This window comes from Methylobacterium sp. B4, assembly GCF_003201865.1.
In the GTDB taxonomy this organism is placed as follows: domain Bacteria; phylum Pseudomonadota; class Alphaproteobacteria; order Rhizobiales; family Beijerinckiaceae; genus Methylobacterium.
Genome location: NZ_QJJJ01000028.1, coordinates 37,664 through 57,249, shown reverse-complemented (window position 1 = coordinate 57,249; position 19,586 = coordinate 37,664). Strand labels below are relative to the sequence as shown.

Annotated in this window: 20 protein-coding genes; 3 read left to right on the top strand and 17 right to left on the bottom strand. The window is 69.6% G+C overall.

What is annotated here, in order from left to right; genetic code table 11:
* Nucleotides 1-352: 352 nt before the first annotated feature.
* The gene (gene xoxG / locus BY998_RS21560; RefSeq protein ID WP_210205510.1) at nucleotides 353-904 is read left to right on the top strand and encodes a methanol metabolism c-type cytochrome XoxG; all 552 of its coding nucleotides are present in this window, start codon (nucleotides 353-355) and stop codon (nucleotides 902-904) included.
* The gene (gene xoxJ / locus BY998_RS21555; protein ID WP_110353744.1) at nucleotides 904-1,764 is read left to right on the top strand and encodes a rare earth element methanol dehydrogenase accessory protein XoxJ; all 861 of its coding nucleotides are present in this window, start codon (nucleotides 904-906) and stop codon (nucleotides 1,762-1,764) included. The genes xoxG and xoxJ overlap by 1 nt, the downstream gene beginning before the upstream one ends.
* 31 nt (nucleotides 1,765-1,795) lie before the next feature.
* Here the strand turns inward: xoxJ and folK are convergent, their stop codons facing one another.
* The 17 genes from folK to BY998_RS21470 form a co-directional block, all read right to left on the bottom strand.
* Nucleotides 1,796-2,272: a 2-amino-4-hydroxy-6-hydroxymethyldihydropteridine diphosphokinase gene (gene folK, locus BY998_RS21550; protein ID WP_110353743.1), complete on the bottom strand. Its 477-nt coding sequence runs from the start codon at nucleotides 2,270-2,272 to the stop codon at nucleotides 1,796-1,798.
* Nucleotides 2,269-2,649 (bottom strand): dihydroneopterin aldolase, encoded by a 381-nt coding sequence (folB, locus tag BY998_RS21545; protein WP_110353742.1) that lies wholly within the window; start codon nucleotides 2,647-2,649, stop codon nucleotides 2,269-2,271. The genes folK and folB overlap by 4 nt, the downstream gene beginning before the upstream one ends.
* A complete protein-coding gene (gene folP / locus BY998_RS21540; protein WP_110353741.1) occupies nucleotides 2,642-3,496 on the bottom strand; it encodes a dihydropteroate synthase in 855 nt (284 codons plus the stop codon). The genes folB and folP overlap by 8 nt, the downstream gene beginning before the upstream one ends.
* A gap of 116 nt (nucleotides 3,497-3,612) precedes the next feature.
* Nucleotides 3,613-3,978, bottom strand: a complete 366-nt coding sequence (locus BY998_RS21535; RefSeq protein WP_110353740.1) for a hypothetical protein — start codon at nucleotides 3,976-3,978, stop codon at nucleotides 3,613-3,615.
* The gene (locus BY998_RS21530) at nucleotides 3,959-4,708 is read right to left on the bottom strand and encodes a hypothetical protein (RefSeq protein ID WP_110353739.1); all 750 of its coding nucleotides are present in this window, start codon (nucleotides 4,706-4,708) and stop codon (nucleotides 3,959-3,961) included. Before BY998_RS21530 ends, BY998_RS21535 begins: the two co-directional genes overlap by 20 nt.
* Complete coding sequence (gene pqqE, locus BY998_RS21525) at nucleotides 4,705-5,859, bottom strand: pyrroloquinoline quinone biosynthesis protein PqqE (protein ID WP_110353738.1); 1,155 nt, start codon at nucleotides 5,857-5,859, stop codon at nucleotides 4,705-4,707. Before pqqE ends, BY998_RS21530 begins: the two co-directional genes overlap by 4 nt.
* Nucleotides 5,856-6,944 (bottom strand): pyrroloquinoline-quinone synthase PqqC, encoded by a 1,089-nt coding sequence (gene pqqC / locus BY998_RS21520; protein ID WP_110353737.1) that lies wholly within the window; start codon nucleotides 6,942-6,944, stop codon nucleotides 5,856-5,858. The genes pqqE and pqqC overlap by 4 nt, the downstream gene beginning before the upstream one ends.
* A 177-nt stretch (nucleotides 6,945-7,121) precedes the next feature.
* Entirely contained in the window at nucleotides 7,122-8,021 is a 900-nt protein-coding gene (pqqB, locus tag BY998_RS21515) for a pyrroloquinoline quinone biosynthesis protein PqqB (protein ID WP_110353736.1), read from the bottom strand.
* Nucleotides 8,022-8,069: 48 nt separating this feature from the next.
* Nucleotides 8,070-8,159, bottom strand: a complete 90-nt coding sequence (gene pqqA, locus BY998_RS21510; protein ID WP_012317526.1) for a pyrroloquinoline quinone precursor peptide PqqA — start codon at nucleotides 8,157-8,159, stop codon at nucleotides 8,070-8,072.
* Between the two features lie 344 nt (nucleotides 8,160-8,503).
* Nucleotides 8,504-10,576, bottom strand: a complete 2,073-nt coding sequence (locus BY998_RS21505) for a methyl-accepting chemotaxis protein (protein WP_245421693.1) — start codon at nucleotides 10,574-10,576, stop codon at nucleotides 8,504-8,506.
* A 320-nt stretch (nucleotides 10,577-10,896) separates the two neighbouring features.
* Complete coding sequence (locus BY998_RS21500; RefSeq protein ID WP_003597598.1) at nucleotides 10,897-11,604, bottom strand: response regulator transcription factor; 708 nt, start codon at nucleotides 11,602-11,604, stop codon at nucleotides 10,897-10,899.
* A complete protein-coding gene (locus tag BY998_RS21495) occupies nucleotides 11,601-13,235 on the bottom strand; it encodes an ATP-binding protein (RefSeq protein ID WP_110353735.1) in 1,635 nt (544 codons plus the stop codon). The genes BY998_RS21500 and BY998_RS21495 overlap by 4 nt, the downstream gene beginning before the upstream one ends.
* A gap of 90 nt (nucleotides 13,236-13,325) precedes the next feature.
* Complete coding sequence (locus BY998_RS21490) at nucleotides 13,326-13,532, bottom strand: hypothetical protein (protein ID WP_110353734.1); 207 nt, start codon at nucleotides 13,530-13,532, stop codon at nucleotides 13,326-13,328.
* Nucleotides 13,533-13,677: 145 nt separating this feature from the next.
* Nucleotides 13,678-14,475: a formylmethanofuran dehydrogenase subunit C gene (locus BY998_RS21485; protein ID WP_110353733.1), complete on the bottom strand. Its 798-nt coding sequence runs from the start codon at nucleotides 14,473-14,475 to the stop codon at nucleotides 13,678-13,680.
* On the bottom strand, nucleotides 14,472-15,407 hold the full coding sequence (gene fhcD / locus BY998_RS21480) for a formylmethanofuran--tetrahydromethanopterin N-formyltransferase (protein WP_110353732.1): 936 nt from the start codon (nucleotides 15,405-15,407) through the stop codon (nucleotides 14,472-14,474). Before fhcD ends, BY998_RS21485 begins: the two co-directional genes overlap by 4 nt.
* Before the next feature lie 25 nt (nucleotides 15,408-15,432).
* On the bottom strand, nucleotides 15,433-17,079 hold the full coding sequence (locus BY998_RS21475; protein ID WP_110353731.1) for a formylmethanofuran dehydrogenase subunit A: 1,647 nt from the start codon (nucleotides 17,077-17,079) through the stop codon (nucleotides 15,433-15,435).
* A complete protein-coding gene (locus BY998_RS21470; RefSeq protein ID WP_110353730.1) occupies nucleotides 17,073-18,158 on the bottom strand; it encodes a formyltransferase in 1,086 nt (361 codons plus the stop codon). Before BY998_RS21470 ends, BY998_RS21475 begins: the two co-directional genes overlap by 7 nt.
* 396 nt (nucleotides 18,159-18,554) lie before the next feature.
* On the opposite strand from BY998_RS21470, the gene BY998_RS21465 reads away from it, so the two are divergent.
* Nucleotides 18,555-19,517 carry a beta-ribofuranosylaminobenzene 5'-phosphate synthase family protein gene (locus BY998_RS21465; RefSeq protein ID WP_110353750.1) on the top strand — a complete coding sequence of 321 codons (963 nt, stop codon included), beginning with the start codon at nucleotides 18,555-18,557 and terminating at the stop codon, nucleotides 19,515-19,517.
* The last annotated feature ends 69 nt before the right edge of the window (nucleotides 19,518-19,586 follow it).

Below are 19,586 nucleotides of genomic sequence, written 5' to 3'. Positions count from 1 at the left end.
GTGGGCGTCCTGTCGGGCGTCGGCGGCTGGGCGGGCATCGGCCTTGCGGCCGGTCTGACCGACCCGAATGCCGGCCTCGGCGCGGTGGGCGGCTATGCGGCCCTGTCGAGCTACACCAACCTCGGTGGTCAGCTGACCGTGTTCGCTCTGCCGAACAACTAAGTCGCACAGGGAACCTGAGCGAAAAGATGCCGGCGCGGTTTCCGCGCCGGCATTTTTATGATTTTATGATTATGCTGCCCGCGCTCTGGCAATCGCACGATCAATGTTGCGGTGCAGCAAGATGGTCTCGGGAGAAACGTCTTTGTCTTCGATCAAAAGAAACGCTCTTCTTGGTCTCGTCGGTGTAACCTTGCTCGGTGCGGTGCCCACCGCGACCGCCGTCTTCGCACAGGACGCGAAGCCCGACCTCGCCAACAAGCTCGATCCCAACGCCAAGGAGATCGACGAGCCGGTACTCAAGGCTGCCGCGGCTGTGAAGGAAGAGGACGGCAAGTACCTCGACAAGGACGGCCATCCGACCTTCCACATCACGAATGACGGCAAGAAGGTCGATTGGTACACCTATTCCGGGTACCGTCGCTATCACGCCGAGTGCCACGTCTGCCACGGTCCGGACGGCATGGGCTCGACCTACGCCCCGGTTCTCAAGGACTCGCTGAAGCGCCTCTCCTACGAGGAGTTCTACGGCATCCTGGCCGGCGGCCGCCAGAACCACACGGCGGGCAACGAGAGCGTCATGCCGGCCTTCGGCGACAACAAGAACGTCATGTGCTACGCCAACGACCTCTACGTGTACCTGCGCGCTCGCGCGTCCGGTGCCTGGGGCCGCGCGCGTCCGGGCGAGAAGGAAGAGAAGCCCGAGGGTGCCAAGAAGGACGAGAAGGAGTGCCTGGGCGGCTGATGACCCGCACCAGTTCCTTCGTCCCGACTTCGGCGGTCGCCGCGCTCCTGCTGATTTCAGCAGGGGCGCAGCCCGCCTCGGCGCAGCAACTGCCCGACCTCGTGACGCCGGACGTGCTGCGCGTCTGCAGCGATCCGGCCAACATGCCGTTCTCCGAGCGTAAGGGCGACGGCTTCGAGAACAAGATTGCGCAGATCGTCGCCGACGAACTGAAGGTCAAGCTGCGCTATTACTGGCTGACCCAGGGGCCGGGCTTCGTCCGCAATACCCTCGGCACCGGCCTGTGCGACCTGATCATCGGCACCTCGGGCGGCGATATCGTTCAGCCGAGCAATCCGTACTACCGCTCGGCCTATGTTCTGGTGGCCCGCAAGGGCGAGCTGCCCGGCATCAAGAGCCTCGACGACCCGCGCCTGAAGGACAAGGAAATCGGCTTCATCGCCGGAACGCCGCCCTCCAATCGGCTGACCGAACTGAAGTTCTCGGGCGAGCGCCTGCACGCCTACGCGCCCTACGCCTTCGGGCCCGAGCGCAAGCACCAGACGGTCGCGGCGGGCGTGATGGCGGATCTCGCCGAGAAGAAGGTCGACGTGGCGCTCCTTTGGGGACCGGCGGCAGGCTGGCTCGCCCGGCAGAGCGGCGTGCCCATGGATGTGGTGCAGCTTCTCAACGAGCCCGGCCGGCCGGCGCTCACTTTCCGCGTCTCGATGGGCGTGCGCCACAACGAGAACGACTGGAAGCGCAGCCTCAACACCGTCCTGCGCAAGCGCAAGGCGGATATCGAGCGGGTGCTGCGGGACTACGACGTGCCGTTACTCGCCGAGGAAGAGAACAAGCTTCTGGAAGCGACGCCGGAATGAGAAAGGCCCGGACCCGTCCGGGCCTTTTCCTTCAGACGACGCGCTCGATCCCGGTCGCGTCGAGCTTTGCCAGGGCCTCGGCCACGCTCTCGCCGCCGATGACGAGGTCGGGAGCGATCTCCGCGAGCGGCACCAGCACGAAAGCCCGCTCGCGCACGAAGCGGTGGGGCAGCACGAGGCGTTCGTCGGAGACCTGCGCGCCCTCATAGGCCAGCACGTCGATATCGATGACGCGCGGTCCCCAGCGCCGCTCGCGCACCCGGCCCAGCGCCGCTTCGATCGACAGGCAGGTCTCCAGCAGCGCGTGCGGGCTCAGTTCGGTCTCGACGGCCATCGCCGCGTTGAGAAACCAGTCCTGGTCCGTGTCGCCCCAGGGCGGCGTGCGATAATCGGCCGAACGCGCCGTGACCCGCAGTCCCGGCGTCGCCGCAAGGCGCTCGACGGCCTCGGCCAGCATCGCGGCCTTGTCGCCGATATTGCTGCCGAGGCCGAGATAGGCGCGCGTCATGGCCGCTGCTCCGGGTTGCGCCCCCGCACGATCTCGATGGCCGCGTAGTCGAGCACGGCCGGGATCGGCGCGCTCGGCTTGTCGATCCGCACGCTGAGCGTCTCGATGCGGGCAAACCGCGCGAGGCAGGCCTGCGCGATGGCCTCGGCCAGAGCCTCGATCAGCGCGAAGCGGCGGTTGGTGGCGATGTCGAGGGCGATCTCGGCCAGATCGGCGTAGCTCACGGTCGCCGCCACGTCGTCGCTGCGGCCGGCCTCCGACAGGTCCAGCCGGCAATCGAGCGAGATGTAGAAGCGCTGGCCGAGCCGCTCCTCCTCCGGCAGCACGCCGTGGCGGGCGAAGACCGCGAGGCGGTGGACGAGGATGCGGTCAGCCATGGATGCTCCCGGGACGCATCACCGCGTCGAGCACGCGCAAGGCCTCGACATGCGGCGCCACGTCGTGGACGCGCACGATGTCGGCGCCGAGCGTCCCGGCCAGCACATGCGCGGCGAGCGAGCCGACCAGGCGATCGCTGGGCGCGGTCTCGCGATCGTGCAGGCGCCCGACCAGGCTCTTGCGCGAGACGCCGACGAGGAGGGGAAAGCCGAGCGCGCGAATTTCAGGAAGACGGCGCAGGGCCTCCAGATGCTGCTCCCAGCTCTTGCCGAAGCCGATGCCGGGATCGAGCACGATGTCGCCGTCCGGGATGCCGGCGCGGCGGGCGATGTCGAGGGAGCGCTCGAAGAAGCGCAGCATGTCCGCGACGATGTCCAGCGACCCGTCGATCGTCTCGCGATTGTGCATGACGATGACCGGGGCGCCGTGATCGGCCGCCACCCGGGCGATGTCGGGCTCTCGCTGCAGGCCCCAGACATCGTTGACGATGCGCGCCCCCGCCTTCAGGGCGACGGCGGCGGTCGAGGCCTTGTAGGTGTCGATGGAAACCGGGACGGCGAGGCCCGGCGCCACGGCCTCGATCACGGGCAGAACGCGGGCCTGCTCCTCCTCGGCCGGGACCGGAGTGTGGCCGGGCCGGGTCGACTCGCCGCCGACGTCGAGGATGTGCGCGCCGGCCTGGGTCAGCGCCGCGGCCTGCTCCCGCGCCTCGGCCACGCCCTGGAAGCGACCGCCGTCCGAGAACGAATCCGGCGTCACGTTGAGGATGCCCATCACCAGCGTACGCCGGCCGAGTTCGGGCAGCAGGGCTTGCAGAAGGGTGGTCGGGGAAGGGGAGGGCGGCATCGGATGTCGTCGCTCGTCGGGGCCGGGCCTTTCGGCCGGGCCCCTCGCCTAGCCCCTCGCCTGTCGTTTAGCCAGTTCCATTCCGTCGGGTGCGGGGACGGCCGTCGCGGAAAACCTCACGACGCGCCGCGATAGCAGCGGATCTCCGCCTCGGCCTGAGCGCGGCGCAGGTCGGCCACCCGGTCGTCGAACATCTTGGTCGACTTGAAGGCCGTGGTGCGCTGGCCGATACCTTGGCGCATCGAGAGGATGGTGCTCGCCTGCACGTACTTGTCGTAAGGCAGGATCGAAGCGAGCGCGTCGAGGGAGCAGGAGCATTTCTCCAGCGCCTCACGGGTCTGGCCGTTGGCCGCCATGCAGCCGAACACGTAATCGGCGCGCGCATCCGTCGGGTAGTCGTTCTCCTCGGCGCGCGCGGGCGCAGCGATCACCGCCGCGGCCACGAGGGCGGCGAGAAGCGCCTCAGGAATCCTTCTGGTCATAGTCCAGTCTCTCTTCGAGAAGTTCGCCGCCGTCCGGCTTCAGGGCTCGGGCCTCGATCGAGACGATCTCGCCCGGCACCTCCGGCGAGGTGACGAAGGTGTAGGTGAGGCCCTCGAAACCGCGCATCCGCTCGGTCTGCGCGTCGCCCACGAAGGGTTTCATCTCGACCCGCCAGCCCTCGACCTTGCGGCCCTTGAAATCGACCTGGACCGGCGTGACCGTCGACTTCTCGCGCAGACCCTTGCGGATCGCGTTCTTGATGTAGCGCGGGTTGGCCTCGAGCAGGCTCGCCAGGCCCTTCAGGTGGTTCTCGAGAAACAGGCTCAGAACCGGGTTGCCCGGCATGTCCTGGAAAGGACCGGCCGGCACGCGATAGCCGCCGGAGAACATCTGCACGCGGATGTCGCGGCTCTCGGCGCTCTTGCCCGGCTCGACGGTCAGCTTGATCTCGTCGTTGAGCGGCGGGCCGTAGGGCCCCTTCACGATACCGCTGCGGCGCAGGTAATCGTAGGTCAGGGTGCTGCCGGGCGTCGTGTTCTTCATCTGCGGCTGCTCGAACAGCAGGTCGCCGGCATTCGGCGCCGCAGCCGCCTTGGCGGTGTCTTGGGCGGCATCCTTGGCCGCTGGAGCGGGTCCGCTGTCCGACGCCGCCCAGGCGAAGGGGAGGGGCGCGAGAAACGTGGTCGAGAGAGTCGCCGCGAGGGCGACCGCCAGCGTAGTCCGTCTCAAAGGGGTGCCTTTTCGTTCAGCGGGTTTTGCACATTCGTCCCGATGCTGCGGTATATATAGTCCGGCGGGGTCTCGGCAGCCTCTTCCTTGGCAAGATCCCGCATTTTCGCGTGCAGCGGCGAAAGGGAGCAGGCCGGGTCGGTGTTGGCCGCGTCCCCCGTGAGGGCGAGCGCCTGACAGCGGCAGCCGCCCCAATCCTTCTCGCGCCGGTCGCAGGAGCGGCAGGGCTCCTTCATCCAGGACGTGCCGCGATAGGCGGCGAAGGCCGGTGACTTCGTCCAGATGTCACCCAGGGAATGGTCGCCGACATACCAGAATTCGAGGCCCGGAATCGTTTCGGCGGCGTGGCAGGGCAGGACCTTGCCCTGGGGCGTCACGTTCATGAGCTTGCGGCCCCAGCCGCCCGCGCAGGCCTTGGGGTACTTGGCGTAGTAGTCCGGCACCACGAGGTCGATGACGAGCTGACCTTTGAGGCGCTCGCGAGCGGCCTCGACGATGCGGATCGACTCGTCCACCTGCCGCTTGTCCGGCATCAGCGAGGCGCGGTTCACGTAGGCCCAGCCGTAGTACTGGGTGTGGGCCACCTCCAGCCGCTTGGCGCCGAGCTTGACTGCGAGATCGATGAAGCCCGGCACCTCGTGGATGTTGCCGCGGTGGATCACCGAATTCAGCGTCAGCGGCAGACCGAGTTCGGTGACGCGCGCCGCGAACTGCATTTTTTGGGGTTGAGCGTTCTTCAGGCCGCCGATCTTCTCGGCGTTCGCCGCATCGACCCCCTGCACCGAGAGCTGCACGTGATCGAGCCCGGCATCGTAGAGCGCGTCGAGCTTGGTCAGCGCCCCACCGACGCCGGAGGTGATCAGGTTCGAGTAGAGGCCGAGTTCGGCGCATTTGGCCGTGATCTCGACGATGTCGTTGCGGGCGGTCGGCTCGCCGCCCGAGAGGTGGACGTGCAGCACGCCGAGCCCCGCAGCCTCCGTCAGCACCCGCAGCCACGTCGCCGTATCGAGCTCGGCCGAGCGCCGGTCGAGTTCCAGCGGGTTCGAGCAATAGGGACAGCGCAGCGGACAGCGGTGGGTCAGCTCGGCGAGCAGACCCACGGGCGCCGGAATCACTTCCGCGGGGGAGGGGGCGGGGGTCGGTGCATTCATCGCTCCAGAACCCTTTTTTGCGCGAGGTCGGCCAGCATCACGAGGATGTCGGCCTCGATGACGGCCGGATCGGCGTCGTAGGTCTGACCCAGTGTGCGGGCGATCTGCGAGACCGAGGCTTGGCCGTCGACGAGCTTGAGGACCGCGACGGCATTGTCGTCGAGGTCGAAGGTGCGCTCGGGAGCGAGCAGCACATGCTTGGAGCGCACCTCATCGTAACGCAGGCGCACGCCGCGAGGCAGGCGCGGCACGTCGCCACCCGAGAAGGCGGCCGGCGCACCGGTCGGTGCCGCGGCAGGGCTTGCCTCGGGAACGAGGCCCTCGCCCGGCTGCCACGCATCCGGCGGAATCATGCCCGGCGCCACGTAGGCGAAGTAGAGCGCGTCGAGCTGAGTCCAGAGCACGTTGCACTTGAAGGTCAGCGCAGCCATGGCGGCGCGCTGCATCTCCGGCGTGGTGGCGTGGCGCTTGACGTAGTCGAGGGCGAAGTCGGCGTCGCGCGGGGCCTGGGTGAGGCGCTTGTCGAAATAGGCGAGCGTCTCCTTGGTGATGAAGTCGTAGTTCTTCAGCATCCCGGCGACGCGCTCCGAGATGATGGTCGGCGAGAACATCTCGGTCAGCGAGGAGGCGATGGCCTCGAGCAGGCTGCGCTCGGAGACGAAGTGGACATAGGCATCCACCGAGAAGCGCGTCGCCGAGAGGATGCCCTGGGTCGAGAGCACGTAGTCGCGCGCGAAGCCGACCCCTTCCGCCAGCTTCAGCCAGCGCTCGATGCCGCCGTCGCCCTCGTGATCACCGTCGTGATCGACGATGCGCTGGCGCCAGATCCGGCGTAGCTGCGCGTCCGGCAGGCGGGCCAGAAGCGCCGCGTCCTTCACCGGGATCATCGCCTGATAATAGTAGCGGTTGAGCGCCCAGGCCCGGACCTGATCCTTGTTCAGCTTGCCGTCGTGCAGCAGGCGGTGGAACGGGTGCAGGTTGTGGTAGCGGCGGGCGCCGATGTCGCGCAGGGCCGCCTCCAACTGCTCGTGGCTCAGCAGGCGCTGCTCGGCTTCTCCGACGGGGGGCGGAAATTGGGCGGTCATGGCGTTCGGTTTCCCCGACTTTGGTCGCGCTTCCTGGAGCTTTTTCGAGATGGGGTGCGGCCCGCGTGACGGACAGTACGCCCACTGCACGATTGTATCGTGCAAAAGATATTGGGTCCGGCATTAAATTGCTAGGCCGGGTGTCGGCGCCGCTGCGCATCCCGGGCTCCGACCCGCTCAGAGGTGGAGGGTCAATCCGTCATGGGCGACCGTCCAGCCGCGGGCCTCGACGCCCGCGCGCTCTGGCGAATCCTCGACCAGGACCGGGTTGGTGTTGTTGATGTGGACGAAGACCCGCCGGCCGATCTCGACGCCCTCGAAGGAGGCGATCGAACCCGTCTCGCCGTTCATCTGGATATGGCCCATGCGCCAGCCGGTTTTGGTGCCGACGCCCGCACGGATCATGTCGTCGTCCTCCAGCACCGTGCCGTCGAACAGGAGCGCATCGACGCCCGCGACGCGGGCCTTCAGATCCTCGGTCACCCGGGCGCAGCCGGGAATGTAGGCGAGGCGCTTGCCCCCGGCCTCGATCATCGTGCCGACGGTGGTCTCGGTCTCCGCCCCGATCTCCATGGAGGCGTCCTCCAGCCAGAGCGGCACCTTGCCGGGTACCGCAAACAGCGTGACGGAGAGGCCGGGCACCGGCTCGAAGGTCTCGCCGAGGGCGATGGTCCGCCGCTTCACCACGTCGGCGGCCATCACGTCGAACACGCGGTTGTCCGAGACGGAGGCCAGGATGCCGGGCGTGGCGTAGAGCGTGAAGGGCTGGCCCTCGCGCAGCGTCAGCAGACCCGCGACGTGATCGACGTCACCGTTCGTCAGCAGCACCGCGTGGATCGGCGAGTGGCGCAGGCCCTCGCGCGGATGCATCTGCGGATTGGCCTGGATCTGCTGGCGGATGTCGGGCGAGGCGTTCAGCAGGAGCCAGCGTTCCCCGTCGGGGGAGACTGCGATGCTCGACTGCGTGCGCGGCTTGACCCTGGCGTCGCCCGCCCAGGCCAGCGAACAGATGGAGCAGCGGCAGTTCCATTGCGGAACGCCGCCGCCCGCGGCCGAACCGAGGATCACGACATGCATGGTTGGAACCCGCTGATGTCTGCGCCCTGCGGCCCGGCTCCAAACACCTTAGTTGAAGGTGTCGATCTCGGCCGACTCGTAGCTCGTGACTTCCATGCCGACGCAGATCTCGGAAACGATGGGGGCAGCCCACTTCATGGTGTCTCTCCTCGACTTTATGGAACGCCGGAAGCCCACGATCTCCTTCCTTAAGAAGATCGTAAGATGCTGACGGCGCACTCGTTTTCGTGCGCCGGAGGTATATCGCCAATTTGGGCGCGCCCCGCAAGAGCTACCTTGCCGTTTCCTCCCAAGTTCGCGTGAGCGCGGCCATGGACTTTGGTCGTTCCTCGGCTCACGGCGCGGGACACAGATCATGGGTGCGTCGATCCGCCTCCGGGCGGACACCGCTCAAGATCGAACCCGCCGCGCGGCGGAGCCCGTGCGACGGCGTTCGATTCCGCGGACGCCGCCGCGGGAGGCACCGGGGTCTGTATGCCGGATCAGGCGGCGCGCACCGTTCCCAGGAAGCGGGCCACCTCCCGGCCGAGGTGATCCGATTGCCGCGCGAGTTGGGTGGCCGAGGCGAGCACTTGGCTGGAAGCCGCCCCGGTCTCCTCGACGGTCCCTGCGACGCGGGCGATGTTCGTCGTCACCTCGCCGGTGCCCTGGGCCGCCTGGGCGACGTTACGGACGATCTCCTGGGTCGCCGCACCCTGCTCCTCCACCGCCGCCGCGATCGAGGTCGTCAGGCCGGAAATCTCGCGGATGCGGTCGGTGATCGAGATGACGGCCTGCACGGCCTCGTCCGTCGACCCCTGGATCATCGCGATCTGCTGGGAGATCTCCTCGGTCGCCCGCGCGGTCTGGGAGGCGAGCTCTTTGACCTCCGCCGCGACCACGGCGAAGCCGCGACCGGCCTCGCCCGCGCGGGCCGCCTCGATGGTGGCATTGAGCGCGAGAAGGTTCGTCTGCCCGGCGATGCTGGCGATCATCCCGACGACGTCGTTGATGCGGGTCGCGCCATCCTTGAGAGCGTTCACCAGTTCGGCCGTCGCGTCGGCCTCCGTGACCACGACGCGGGCGAGATGGGCCGACCCGTCGACCTGCCGTCCGATTTCGAGGACGGAGGCGCCGAGTTGCTCGGCGGCGGCCGCAACCATGCCGACATTTGCCGCCGCCTGATCGGCGGCCACCGCGACGGTGGACGACTGGCTCGCGGTCTGGCTGGCGATGGTGCTCATGCTCCGGGCCGTCGCCTCCAACTGCGTCGCCGAGCCCGAAACCTCGGTCAGGACGCCGCCGACGGCGGCCTCGAAGGCGTCGGCCATCTTCCGCATGCCGACCTTGCGCTGCTCCTCGGCGGAAGCCCGCGCCGCCGCGCTCTCCTCTTCCAGCGCGCGGGTGCGCAGCAGGTTCTCCTTGAACACTTGGACGGTCCCGGCCATCGCGCCGATCTCGTCGCGCCGCCGACGGAAGGGGATGTCGAGGCCGGCATCGCCATTGGCGAGCCGGGTCATGATGCCGGTCATCGCGACGAGGGGATTCGTGACGCCGCGCACCACCCAGACCACGCCGCCGACGGCGAGGGCCAGCGCCAGCACGCTCAGGAGCCCCTGCAGCAGAAGCCGCTGCCGAGCGGCCTCGGCCGTGATCTGCGCCATGTCGTCGAGTTCGGCGACGGCGACGAGGACGACGTCCGCCAGGGCGTCGAGCCCGACATTGAACTGCTTGCGGTAGGCGGCCACGCCGGGGCGCGCGAGCGAGCGATCCGCCAGGGCCGGGTTCACCACCCGGATGCGCTCCGCCAGAACCCCGTCGAAATAGCTCGTCTGCGCGGCCTTGATCGTCGCCTTGAGCGAGGCCGCCCCGGCTTCGCCCTCCGCGATCGACTGCACGAGCTGGAAGACGAATTTCGTCTCCCGATCGAGCGCCGCGTATTCCGTCGCCTGCGCGGCCGAGATCAGCTTGTCCTGAGCCAGCACGTCGATGACGATCAGCGTGGCGTCGCCGGCCAGGTTCCGGGTCGTCCAGGAGAGACCGCGCGCCCGGAGCAGGTTGGACATGCGGGGATCGGCCTGCCGCAGGCGCATCTCGGTCGTGTCGATAAGCGCCTCGAGCGCCCGCAACAGGGCGACCGACTGCTCGGCCATACGGCGCGAGAGGGCCTTGTCGCGCTCCGCGACCGGCTTGGAGAGGGCGGTGTCGACCTCGATGCGGATGCGGCGCAGATCCTCGTAGCGCTCGCTGACGGCCTTCAGATCCAGTTCGGTGGCGGAGACGAGTTCGCCTGCGGAGGACAGCGAACCGTCGACGGCCTTCCGGCGGGCCGTCATGTCGGCGAGGCTGGCACCGAGATTGTCCTGTTCGAGAGCCAGGGCCGAGGTCGTGGCGCCGCGCTCGTAGCGCAGGCCTTGCATGCCGCGTGTCAGCGTCGAGACCATGCCGGCGAGCTGCTGGGCGTAGCGCGCCTTTTCCGACTCTCTCCAGGCATCGAAGCTGCCATGGCCGGCGAAAACAAAAATCGTCAGGCTGAGCAGAGTGATAAGGCCCACCAAGCGGGTCTTGATCGTCATCGTCCCTCGCAGGAAGTCGCGGCTTGTCCGCGAAAACCTACGCTGGCAGAATTAATAAACTACACTATATTGTAAGGACGGCCGCACGCTTGGGGGCCTCCAATGGATCCTGCGCGAGCCCGCGTGATGCTGCCGCGAAGCGGCCCACGAGGATTTCTCCGAGCCGGTTCTCGGTGGATGGTCCGGAGGTTCAGGCTGTTACGCTCGGACGCGTGTCCCCTGCGGGCTTGCGTGAAGACAGGTCTTTGGGGCGCGACGCCGAAAGGCGCCGGGAAGAGCACGCATCCGATGCAGTGAAGGCTCCGCTCCTGAGTTTCGCTTCAGTGGCGGAAATCCTGGCCGCGCAGGTCGAGCATGAAGCCCTTGCCGCGCACCGTGACGATCACGGGCCCGCCCAGGCGCACGAAATCGGAGAGCTTCGAGCGGAGATAGCCGACATAGACATCGACCACGTTGAGCGAGAGGCCGCCCTGGCTCGCCCAGAGCCGGTCGAAGATCTCGCCGCGCGAGATCGGGCGGTTGACCTCCTGCATCAGCAGGGCGAGCAGTTCCGCCTCCCGCGGGGTGAGCCGGGCGGAGGCCTCGCCGAAGCTGACCTGACGGATGTTGACGTCGAGGGTCAAACGGCCGGCCGTGAAGACGGTGCGCGGGGTGTCCGCCTCCCGCCGCCGGAGCAGATGCACTTGGAGCCGGGCCAGAAGCTCGTCGAAGACGAAGGGCTTGACGATGTAGTCGTCGGCGCCGAGCGCCAGCCCCTCGGCCCGGTCGCGCACCTCGTCGCGAGCGCTCAGGAACAGGATCGCTCCGGGATAGCCCCCTTCGCGCAGGGAGCGGCAGACGTCGTGGCCCGAGCCGTCGGGCAGGGTGATGTCGAGCACCACCGCCTCCGGGGCCTCGTCCCGGGCGGCACTCAGTGCGTCCTCGACCCGGCCGGCCACGCCGACGGAGAAGCCTTCCGCCTCCAGCCCACGAGCCAGAATGCCGCGGATGTCGATGTCATCCTCGACGATCAATACGCGCGTCGTCATGCGGCGGCGATCCTCTCCTGCCCCGCCTCGTTCCGTTCCGGCACGGCGCCGTCATCGAGCGCGGGCAGGTCGAGAACCACCCGCGCGCCGCCATGCTCGGCCCTGCCGAGGCTGATCGCGCCATCATGGCGCTCAACGACCCAGCGCGCCAGGGCCAAACCGATGCCGAAGCCGGCTTCCCCGGGCCGGGCCTCGCGGCGGAAGCGCTCGAACAGTCCCTCGCCCTCCTCGGGGAAGCCGGGACCGTCGTCCTCGATCACGATCCGGGCGCGGCTGCCCTGCGCTGTGCCGCGCCCGCTCAGGGAAACGACGATGCGGGTCAGGCCGGTGGCGTGGCGCAGGGCGTTGTCGATCAGGCTCTCGACGACCTGACGCAGCCATTCCGGGTCGGCGCTGATCTCGATGTCGCGGTCGCCGGGCTCCAGGCTGAGCTCGACCCGGCGGCGGGCCGCCTCGGAGCCCGCGCTGTCCACGGCGTCGCCGAGCACCGCGACCGCGCTCACGCTACGCCGGTCGAGTTCGATCTGGCCGGATTCCGAGCGGGCCACGCGCAGGAGATCCTCCACCCGCCGTTTGAGCCGCTGCGCCCGCTTGCGGATGGTGGCGAAGACGGGTCCGTGATCGACGGCCCGGCCGCCCGCGCGCTCCGCCGATCTCTGGGCGAGGTCGCACTCGCCGAGGATGACGGTGAGCGGCGTGCGCAGCTCGTGGCTGACATCGGCGAAGAAGCGGCGGCGCGAGCGGTCCACCATCTCCAGCCGCTCGTTGGCGGCACGCAGATCGGCGGTGCGGGCCTGGACCGTGTCCTCCAGCGCGGCCCGGTCGGCGGCGAGCCGGCCCTCGCGGCGGGCGAGCCGCGCCGCCATCCGGTTGAAGTTCGCCACCAGGAGCCCGAGCTCGTCGCGGGTCTCGACCGAGAGCCGGGTGTCGAGCGCCCCGCTGCCGACCGCGCCGGCAGCCCGGCGGATCTCCTCGATCCGCGCCAGGGTCGGCCGCGTGACCGAGCGGTAGAGCACCGCCACGAAGGCGAGCGCCAGCGCCACGGCGGTGAGGGAGACGGCGGTGAGACGCTGCGACAGGGTGCGGGCATCTTCCGAGCCCGCATTCATGCTGCGCCGCTCCGCCTCGATCAGCAGGGAGAGCGGCGGGCCCGTCATGGCACCGAAGGCGTTGAGGGCGCCCTGCATCGCCGTCTTGCGCCGGTCGGGATCGGTTTCCCGCCGCACCAGGGTGACCTGCCGGTCGAGCATCGCCCGAGCGGCGCGCACGTTGGCGAGCGGCCGGGTGCGGGCGACGTACTGGATGCGATCCTCCAGGCGGCTGCTCAGGGCCATGCCGCTGCCGATGGCGTCGTCGACCTGGGTCAGCGCCTGATCGACCCGGTCGCGGGTCACGGAGAGCGCTTCGGGCGGCGCGTCCGGGTTGCCGACGCTCTCGATGGCGGCGAACCCGTATTGCGCGAGCCGGCCGGAGAGTTCGGCGAGAAGCTCCATCCGGTGCTGGGCCGCCAGCGTGCGCTCGATGACGTTCTCGGTGAGCCGGATCGACCAGAGCACGCCGGCCGCCGCCAGCAGCGCGAGCAGGGCCGTGCCACCGAGCAGCAGGGCAAACCGGGCTTTCAGCGAGCGCATGATCTCCGTCTCCGCCGCAGGACCGGCAGCCGGACCATGTCACCGCCCGCGCGGTGCCTCAAGGGACTCCGAGCCGGCTTCAGACCCGGCCTACAGGTCCTTGGGCAGACTGCCCTTCGGGGCGCAGCGCCAGCTCTTCACGTGATAATCCGGATGCTCCTCCTGCCATGCCGCGAGCGTGCTCTGCGAGTTGCGCAGACACAGGAAGGGGTTCGGATTGTCGTAGTTCAGGTTGATCCGCTCGTCGTGGCACTTCGCCGGCTGGGCGATCAGGCAGACGGACAGGAGCAGGAACATGCGCGCGGCCTCGGTTCGGAGAGGACGCCGCGGCAGGAACGGATCGCTGCCGTGCGCCTCGGTCCGAGGCAAGGTGGGAGGAAACGGCAGGCCGGCAAGTCATTTTCCTGCGACCTGCCGTGCCAAGCCGGAAAAATCCTGCCGATCAGGCCGGCACGAACATCTCGCCCTTGCCGAGCGTCGCCAGATCGCCGGAATAGCGCCGGAGCGTCCCGCCGAGCAGGCCGGCCTGCGGCACGCTGAGGCGCTTGAGGCTCTGGGCCAGCAGCCGGGTGAAGACCAGATCCGGCGTTCCCGTCTCGACGAAGGTCGGCAGCAGCGCGCCGTGGCTCCCGGCGATCAGCGTGCCGCGGCGCATGCCGTAGCCCGGATGGTCGCCGAGCGCGCCGGAGACGAGGATCGTACCCGCGATCATGCGGGAGGCCGCGAAGGCCCCGGCGGAACCGGCCAGGATCATGCCGCGGCGCATGCGGTCGCCGAGATGGTCGCCCGCCTTGCCCCCGATCACGAGCGTGGCCCCGTCGAGCCCGGCCTTGGCGGCGTAGACCGCGCCGCCCGCGTGGTCGCTGGCATCGCCCTGGATCGTGATCGTGCCGCCGGTGGCGCCGGTGGCGGCGTAGGGGCCGGCGGAGCCCGTCACCGTGAGCGCGCCGCCTGCCATGCCCTCGCCGAGGCGCTGGCCGGCATCGCCCTCGACCCGGATCGAGCCCTCGGACAGGGCCGCGCCGACCCGGTCGAGCCGGGACGAGCCGCCCTCGATCACGAGGCTGTCGGAGCCGTCGAGGCGGATCTCGAACACGTCGCCGAGGGTCAGGCCGCGGCGGCTCGTGCCGATGGCGAGCTTGCCCGCCTCGGCCTCGGACAATCCGCTTAAGGCGAGGGGAGTGATGTTGAGAAGGTCGACCCGCTCCGGCAGATCACCGCGCAGTCTCAGCGTGCTCATGCGGCGGGTTTCTCCAACAGGTCGCGGAGGTGGTAGTGGTGCCGGCCGAGGTTGCCGCCGTAATTGCCGGCGGTGACGGCCACGAGCCCGTGCTTGGCGCCGATCTCGGTGGCGGCGTGCAGCGCCGCGCGCATCGACTCGGCGACGGCCGCGGACGTCAGCGCGTCGATGACGATCTCCAGCACCACGCCGCATTCGGGCGGCAGCGCCGAGCCGGCCCGGCCTTTCAGCGTCGGGCAGTAGGCGTCGTTGGTGGAGGCCATCATGCCCTTGGTGCGCCCGCCGACCTTCGAGCCGGAGCGGACGATGCCGCCGGGGAAGGGCAGGATCGCGCCGGGCACGGCCTTGGCCGCCTCGACAGCGATCTCGGCGACGACGAGCGTGTCGGCGTGCTTGCGGCCGAGGAACAACAGGTTGCCGCCGCCGACCGCGCCGTCCACCGCGCGCACCGAATCCTCGCACAGGAACTCCCCGTCCATGACGGGGATGCGCCAGTAGCGGCGCATCTTGCCCTCATGGTCGGGCAACCGCTTGGCGACCGCGAAGCCGTCGCCGAAATAGCGGATCGCGCCGCCGAGCTTGATCTTGGTCGGCCCCTCGACGCCGGCAAAGCAGGCGGTGCCGGGGCAGGTGAGGATGCACTGGCCGACGCGCTTGAGGAGTTGGTCCTTGAGCCCGTTCGGCTCGAAGCCGAACAGCAGGATGCGCACGCCGGGGCGCCCGTCGGGCGTTTCCTCGGGAGACAGCTCGGCGTCGATGCCGGCCTCGGCGCCGCAGCCGATCACCGAGGTGGCGAAGCCCGTCATCACCGTCGCCGCGATCATCGCCCATTTCGGCGTGTCGTTGGTGACGATGATCGCGGTCCCCGCGACGTCGAAGGCCTCGGCGAAGGTGTCCTCGACCTTGATGCCGTTGAGGGTGAAGTCGCTCATCGATTCCGTCCCATCACCCTCGACATCATGCCCGACACGCCACGTCTTCGAACGTCCCGGTATTCTCCGGGAAGGCGGCATCCGGCACCGCGAAGGTGTCGAGCCCGGCGCCAAAGCGGTCCTGCAGGTAACTCTCGGCGCGCTTTTCCATGCCCGCATCGGCCTCGACGTCGAGGCTGAGCGTCTTGCCCGAGAACCAGGCGACAACTTCGCCGTCCTCGACGATCGGTTGGCCGTCCTTCAGCACCAGCTTGGCGCGGGAGAACATCGCCGTGCGGTCCCGCTCGTCGCGGTAGATCGCGACGTCGGCCTTGGCGCCCTCGCGCAGGTGGCCGCGATCGGTCAGGCCGAGGAGCTTGGCCGGACCTGAGCGGGTGAGCTGCGCGATCTCGCTGAACGTGTACTCGCGCTCGATCTTCGGCAGGCCGGAGCGCTCGCCGACGATGGCCGGCAGCGTCGCGATCTCCTTCGCGCGCTCCTCGGTATCCATCAGCAGGTGGATGATGCGCGGATACTCGGTGAAGACGCCGCCGTTCGGGTGATCCGTGGTCAGGATGGTGCGCTCGGGATTGCTTGAGAGCAGCATCAGTTCCAGGCCGATCGCCCATTGCAGGGACGAGACGGGGCCGCGCGGCCGGTAGAGGAACGGCACCACGCCGCCGCCCTCGGCATCGCCCGCCGTCAGCACCCACTTCTTCGGCTTGGCGCCCTTGCGGCCGCCGAACTGGCGCAGGATGTCGAGCGAGATCGTCACCGTCTGGCCGAACACCACCTGACCCACGTCGTAGGTCGCGTTGGGGTGCTCCTCCATCGCCGCGTTGATGCGCTCGGCCGCCGAGCGGAAGCCGCCCGTCATAGGGTTCTCGGGATCGACCACGCCATAGGCGTAGAACTGGGCGTGGGCGAAGTGGATGCGCCGGCCTTCGGCCGCCTCCAGCGTCGCGACGAGCGAGTCGTCGGCGCCGGGCAGGCCGAGATTGTTGCAGTGGACGTGCAGCGGGTGCGGCACGCCGATCTCTTCCACCGCGTCGAGCAAGGCCGACATGATCTTGCGCGTGGAAAGACCGTAGCAGGGGATCTCGTCGTCGAGGCTGAGCTTCAAGACGCCGTCCTTGAAGGCCGAGGCGCCGCCCGCGTTGATGCACTTGACGCCCAGGCCCCGCGAATGGGCCAGGGTCTGCTGCACGAGATCGCGAACGGCTTGGCGGCCCTCGCCGTCGCGCAGGAGCTGGAGCAGGTGGTCGTCGTTGCCCATCACCGCGAGCCCGCCGCGGTCGAGCAGCGGGATGTCGGCGAGTTCGAGATGGGTCGCCAGCGCGTTCGAGGGCGGCAGGGCCGGCTCGACCGCGGTCGTGTAGCCCATCCGCGCGTAATTGGCGCCGATCCAGCTGCCCGAGCCGCCGGCATGGGCGAAGGGGTGGCCGTTGGGCGCGGATTCGCTGACGTAGAGGTCTGGCAGCAGCAGGCGGCTCATCACGACGTTGCCGCCGGCGATGTGCGAGTGGACCTCGACGCCGCCGGCCATCACCACGCAGCCCGTGGCGTCGATGGTCCGGTCGGGCGCGCGCTCGCTCGGCGCGACGACGCGGCCGTCCTCGATCCAGACGTCGCCGATGGCGTCGCGCCCGGCCGTCGGATCGACGACCCGTCCGCCGTGGATGCGGGTCAGCATGAGACACCTTTCTCGATGAGGCGATCACGGATGCGGGCGAGCACGCCCGACGCGGTCAGCGCTTCGGCGGTCTTCGACGGGCCTTTGGGCTCGGTATAGGCGATGACGCCGCGCCGCTCGTTCCAGAGCGCGCCGCCGACGCCCTCGCCGGGCACGCCCACGGTGATGACGATGTCGGCCGTCTCGCCGGCCGCCTCCGTCGAGCCCTCCCCGACGATGGCGATCGTGGGCAGGCTGCCGAGCCAAGCAGGGCGCGGAGCGGGCAGGGAGGCGAGCCAGAGGGCGGCGTCGGCCTCGCCCGCGGCGATCTGGCGGGCGCTGTCGAAGCGCCAGGGATCGTGTTCCGGCTGATGTCGGCCGAAGCCGACGCGGGGCGCCTGGCCCGTGGTCCAGGCCGAGAGCTGCACGGCGGCCCGGCCCTGGAACGGGTCGGCGAGCGTGAGCGCGAAGAAGCGGGTGGTTTCGTTGAGGTCGCGGATCAGGCCCTGGAGCATCTCCACGCCGAGTTCGCCGACCTCCTCCGGGTCGTAGACGACGACGCCGTACCGCGCGGCGAACAGGCGCTTGGCGAGATCGGCATAGGCGGCCTCGCCCGCGAGATGGCCTTTGGCGAAGGCGCGCAGATGCCCGAGCGAGACGGCAAGGCCTCCGGCTTCGGCTGCGTAGGCGACGTGGCGGATCGCGCCGTTCTGCGGGCCGCCGAGCGAGAGCAGGGCGCGCTCGGCGCCCGCCGCGCGACCGCGGCTCGGGGCCGCGGCGGCGATCTCTCCGATCAGGTCGCCGTCCCAGGGGCGATTGCCGAGGACCAGCACCACGTCGGCCCGGCCGATCGTCTCGGCGCGGGTCGTGGTCATGACGCCGCCCGCGCTGAGCGCGCCGAGTTCGGCGTAGACGCTGGGGCCGGAAACCGGGTCGAGCGAGGCGCCGAGCGTTTCGGCGAGACGATAGGCGGCGCGCAGCGCGGAGACGTCGGCGCTCAGGCCCGCCAGCACCGGAACGCGTGCCGCGGCGAGCAGGTCGACGGCGGCCTCGACCGCCGCGTCCACATCCGCCGCGCCTCCCTTCACCCAGGCTGCCATGCTTCCTCGCCGTCGTTTCTTCGGGCATCCCCGCGTCAGGGCGGGGCGAAAGACGGTCATGTCCGAAGAGCGCCGCGGGCACTCCTGGTGGAGCCTCGATGACTTCGAAAACCCGGTTCGGGTTCGAGGGCAGGGGCTCGGACCGGCTCCGCAAAGGGAGCGGGCTGGTTTTGCATTCCTGTGCAGGAGGCCGCAAGCCCCCGGCGAAGTTTGGGCCGAGGATTTCGTGGGGCGACGGCCGGGATCGGCTCCGGCGCCGATGCGCGCGGACGAGGTTGTCCCGGGCGCCGCCACATGGGACAAGCCGGCCGCCCCGAGGGGCGCGTCTCCGCCGGCCGGAGGCGTTGGCGGAAGGGAAAGACCGTGGCCGAGGTCCCGCAACCGACGGGTCAGACCGTGAGCACGACCGCGCAGCCCGCCGGAGCCGGCGTCCGGGTCCGTGCCCCCGCGCGCCTGCATTTCGGCTTCCTCGATCTCAACGGCGGTCTCGGACGCCGCTTCGGGAGCATCGGGCTGGCCCTCGACGCGCCGGCCGTGCAACTCGTCGCCCGTCCCGCCAAGCGCGTCTCCGCCCATGGCCCGGAGGCCGAGCGCGTCCGCGCGAACCTGCTCGCGGCGGCCTCCTATCTCGATGTGCCGGACAACGTGGCGGTGGAGGTCGAGGAGACGATCCCGCCCCATGCCGGCTTCGGCTCGGGCACGCAGGTGGCGCTGGCGGTCGCCGCCGCCCTGGCCCGCCTCAACCGACGTCCCTTCGCACCGGCCGATTTCGCCGACGTGCTCGACCGCGGCAACCGTTCCGGGGTCGGGCTCGCCGCCTTCACCGAGGGCGGCCTGATCGTGGACGGGGGCCGCGACGATTCCGGCGCGCCGCCTCCCGTGATCGCTCGGCTGCCCTACCCGGAGGACTGGCGGATCGTGCTGATCCTCGACGAAGCCATGACCGGGGTGCATGGCTCTCGGGAGACGGAGGCGTTCCGCGACCTGCCGCCCTTCGCGGCGGCCGGTGCCGCCGAGATCTGCAGGATCGTGCTGATGCAGGTGCTGCCGGCCGCCGCGACCGCCGAGCCGGACGGCTTCGGGGCGGGCATCACCGAGATCCAGAAGCGCGTCGGCGATCATTTCGCCCCGCACCAGGGCGGACGCTTCGCGAGCCCGGCCGTGGCCGAGGCGCTGGGCGCCATCGCGGCCATGGGCGTGCCGGGCTACGGACAGAGTTCCTGGGGGCCGACCGGATTCGCATTGCTGCCCTCGCAGCGGGAGGCGGAGGCGCTGGTCGCGTCCCTGGAACGGCCGGGCCGCCTGCGTTTCGTCATCGCCCGCGGGCGCAATGTCGGCGCCTCGGTGACCGAACTGTAGAGCTTTTCTTTTCGGCGCTGCAAAGAAACCTGCGCTTGACCGGTGCCGGCCGTTCCGGCTTTGCACCTG